Here is a 4,264-nt window from a genome sequence, read left to right as displayed (position 1 = left end):
CAATGGCAGGCGCCAGCCGAACGCCTGGACATTGATCACCGCATCCAGGCACCACGCCAGCGCGATCCCCAATGGCAATGCCAGCACCAGCGTCAACACCGCCAGCAACCAGGTTTGCCCGAGGTTGAGCAGCATCAATTGCCGTCGCGTTACGCCCAGTGCCCACAACGGCGCCAGCTGCCCGAGGCGACTTTGGCTTTGGGTCAGCAGGCTGATGAACAATGCCACGCCCGCCACACAAAGAGTCAGGCTGTTGAGCGCGGCGGTAGCGGCGAAGGTGCGTTCGAAGACTTGCGTCGACCAGCCCTTGAGCCGCGCCTGATCAACAATGCGGCTGTCGTCGAGTGCAAAGCGTGCTTGTAATTCGCTGACGAACGATGGGATCGATGCCGGCTCAATGCGCAGATTGAAACGGTTGGGCGCCAACTGTGGCCAGCCTTGCAGCAGGTGTCTGACGTTGACCAGCAGGTGGCCCTTGGGGTTGCCGTAATCGGCGTAGATCCCGACGATGCGCGGCGACCACGGGCCGCCCGGCGTGGGAATCGTCAGGTGATCGCCGAGCCGAACCTTGAGTCGTCGGGCCAGTTGTTCGCTAAGCATCAGCGCGTCGTCCGTGGCCAGTCGGTCCCACGGGTTGTCGCCCAAGGCCTCCAATAACGGCCAATGCTGGCGATAGGTTGGGTGATCAATCACACCAAAGATGTCCGCCGGCCAACCTTGCAACTGGATCGACACTTGCCAGTTGGGCAGAACCGCCGAGACTTGCGGCTGTTGTTTAAGCCAGGTGTACAACTCGCGGGACTGAGCCGGGGTTTGCGGATTGAGGTACAGCTCGGCGGTCAGGCGCTGTTCGAGCCAGTTGCTGAAGGTCTGGCGAAAACCGGCGGTCATGCTGCCGGCGCCGATGTTCGCCGCCAGTGCCAGCAGCAGCGCCATCAAGGCCAGGCTCAAGGCAGGCAATTGCTGCCGGCAATCGGCGACAAACCATTGGCCAAGCACTGAATGACTGCGCTGCAAAACGAGGTTGAGCACGGCATTGAGCACCACGGGCAGCGCCAGTGCGGCACCGAGCAACAGCGCCGCCATCAATACAAATCCACTGGCCAGGCTGTCGCCCCAGATCAAGGCACTGAGCGCAATCACCGCCGCCATTGCCGCGACCCAACCCTGGCGCCGCAACCAGCGCGCGTGCGCCTGATGCCAGGCTTGCGGATCGGCCAGTGCCAGCAGCGGCAAACGCGCCGCCCGCAGCAGACTGTTGGCGCCGGCCAGCAATGCACCGAGCACACTCAGGCCGACACCGCTGAGCCACCACCACGGGCTGAGGCTCAATTGCCCCGCCACTTCGGCGCCGTACAAGCCACGCAGGCTGGCGGCGACGTCCGGCAACAGCACGCTGGCCAACAGGTAGCCGCTGACCACGCCAGCGAGGCCGCCCATCAGCGCCAGACCGCCGAGTTCAACGGCAAGGCTCGCGATGAGCATTCGCGCACTGACGCCACAGGCGCGCAGGGTTCTGAGCAGGCCCCGGCGTTGTTCCAGCGCCAGGCCGATAGCCGCGTGGACGATAAACAAACCGACCACAAAGGACAGAAATCCCAAGGCGTCGAGGTTCAGGTGAAAACTCTCGGTCAGGCGCGCGAGGTTATTCTCTTCGCCGCTGGACTTGAGCTGGAGCTGATCCTTGAACGTATCGGGTAGCGGAGCGCTGAAATCCTTGGGCAACAGCAAGCGCGACAGTTGATCGGGCAACCCCAGAATCTGTTGAGCAAAACCAATGTCCACCAGCAGTACACCGGGGGCCATGTCGGTTTGTACCTGCAGCGGCGGTAATGCGACACCGCTCAAACTAGTCGGCTGGTCACCTTCGCGTAAGCCCAACGTCTGCAACGTCTGCAACGTCTGCGGCGAGATCCAGGTACTGCCCGGTGCACTGAAGAACTCGACAATCTGCTCGATCGGCAATGCCTGCCCCGCCACCGAGGAACCGGCCGGCAGCGACACCAGCTCGATGCCCATCAGTTGCAAGCGCTGATCTTCATGACCCTTGAGGATGACTCGACCTTGCAGCACCGGCGACACCGGCCAACCGGCACGGCGCAAGTCGACAAACAATGCCTGAGAAAACGTCCCGCCACCGGGCGCGCTCAGGCTGGCCTGCGGTTCGCCGCCGATCAACTGACTGGCCCGGGCGTAACTTTCCCGGGCCTGGCTGTTCAATGCCTGTACRCCGGTGAGCAAACTGGTAGCGAGCCAGAGCCCGGTCAGCACGCTGAAAAATTGCACCGGGTGCTGCCGCCAATGGCTGAGCAGCGCCCGTAATGTCTCGCGAAATACCCGCACCTCAGCGTTCGTCCGGGCCAGCCAGACGCCCCGCGTGCAACAGCACTTTTTCTGCTAGCCGCGCGGCAACCCGTGGGCTGTGAGTGACCATCAATAACGTGGTGGGCGTGTCGTCGAGCAACTCCAGGAGCAACTTCAACACCTCGTCGCTGGTGGCTTCATCGAGGCTGCCGGTGGGTTCGTCGGCCAGCAACAGTTTCGGCTTTGACGCCAGTGCTCGGCCCAGTGCGACTCGCTGCTGTTGGCCGCCGGACAGTTGCTCCGGATAACGGCGCAGCACATCACTCAAGCCCAAGCGCTGCACCAGATGCGCCTGCCAGCGCGGGTCGTGGCGCCCTGCCAAGCGCGCCTGAAAAGCCAGATTGTCCTCCACGCGCAAGCTGCCAATCAGGTTGAACTGCTGGAACACCAGGCCGATTTCGCTTCGCCGCCAGTGGGCCAGTTGCGTTTCGGTCATCTGCTCYAGCCGATGTTCACCGCTGCGGATGCTGCCCTGGTCAACCTTGTCCAGCCCGGCAATCAGGTGCAGCAAAGTGCTTTTGCCACTGCCCGACTCGCCCATCAGCGCCAAGCTGCTGCCGGGTTTGAGCGTCAGGTCGACGCCTTGCAGCACCGGCAGCGGACCTTGTGGGGTGGCGTAGCTTTTAAAGACGCCTTGGACCTGAAGCATGGGAAAACCCGTTCAAGAAGCATGAAACAAGAATAGCCGCCTAACTCCCACATACCCCTGTAGGAGCCGAGCTTGCTCGCGATGACGGTGGCACATCCAATGCTGATGTGACTGAACGATAGCTTTCGCGGGCAAGCCCGCTCCTACAGGGGATCTACGCCGATCACAAAATCTGTGCCGCATGAAGATCAAAAATGTGGGAGTGAGCCTGCTCGCGAAGACGGTGGCACATCCAATGCTGATGTGACTGAAAGATCGCTATTGAGAAGAAGTGCCTCTTCGCAATCCGCGACCTGCCTTTGTATCCAGACTGCCTCGCATGATTCTTTAATTGCTGACCAATCCATAAGGCACTAATCCATGCTGATTCAACAGCAAGAATCGATACCGACTCTCCATTCAAAAACCCCATAAACGGCGAGTTATATTTTGTCAGCATACAACTCGATAGTTCGCCACCGCCCACATGTAACATCAAGTAACTAATGCCTAATCTACAGGGAAGAGACAGCGAACATGAGCAAACATGACTGGAAATGGGCTTACCGAAAAATTCGCGGATTGCACTGCACTCGTCTGTCAGCCATCTATAGGGCRACCCTGTATTCCATTCGCGGCGACACTGGCCCATTCATCTGCGATGCCACCTGGCAAAAAATCCGCATTCGACGCTAATCAAAACAATCGCTGATGCACGGTGCCGAACGGTTCCCAATTACGTGGTCAACCCGAGCAACGTTCCGGCTTTTTCTCTTTGGCTCGTACGTGCAGCTCATCTCGCCGGGCCAAGACTAATGCTCCAGTTCCCCATGCCCCTCAGCCGTTTGCAGTACCAACGCATGAACTCCCCCCAAAGCGCACGGCTGTTTTGGCGAGCCTCTGTCTTTGCGGCGCAGTTCGCGCTCAAGTTCCTGGATGCGCTTCTTGTATTGGCGAGACTGCTCCCGATCGTCTTTTGGCTAGCCTTTTCTGGTTTCTGCACGGTGATGAAGACGTGTTGCCAGCAAGGCCAAAGGTTCAAAAAACCAGGGTGGAACCCGGTGAGCGCGGGACTGTTTAGTGGACCAACAGCAGCAAAATGTTAAAAAACGTCGACAACCAAGAGGGGCTATACGGGTACCCTAATGGCAATGTTACAAAGCTAAATGCACCGGAGAAAGTCGTACTGTTGCGCGGGAATGGAATCCGCCCCCTTCCGTCATGCTGCCTGTGCGCTCATCACACTTGATATCGCAACCTACGCAGCCACTT

2 protein-coding genes are annotated in these 4,264 nt (G+C 59.7%); both read right to left on the bottom strand.

Features of this window, described 5'->3' with window-relative positions; all coding sequences use genetic code 11:
• The coding region (locus AC1DRJ_RS20245; protein ID WP_477803711.1) for an FtsX-like permease family protein at positions 1 to 2,343 on the bottom strand (2,343 nt) is incomplete at its 3' end.
• 1 nt (position 2,344) lies between these two features.
• Positions 2,345 to 3,013 carry an ABC transporter ATP-binding protein gene (locus AC1DRJ_RS20240; RefSeq protein ID WP_477803710.1) on the bottom strand — a complete coding sequence of 223 codons (669 nt, stop codon included), beginning with the start codon at positions 3,011 to 3,013 and terminating at the stop codon, positions 2,345 to 2,347.
• Positions 3,014 to 4,264: the final 1,251 nt, after the last annotated feature.

The organism is Pseudomonas sp. P5_B2 (genome assembly GCF_056400445.1).
Note: the sequence above shows the minus strand (reverse complement) of the source record. Positions and strands in the feature narration are given on the sequence as shown.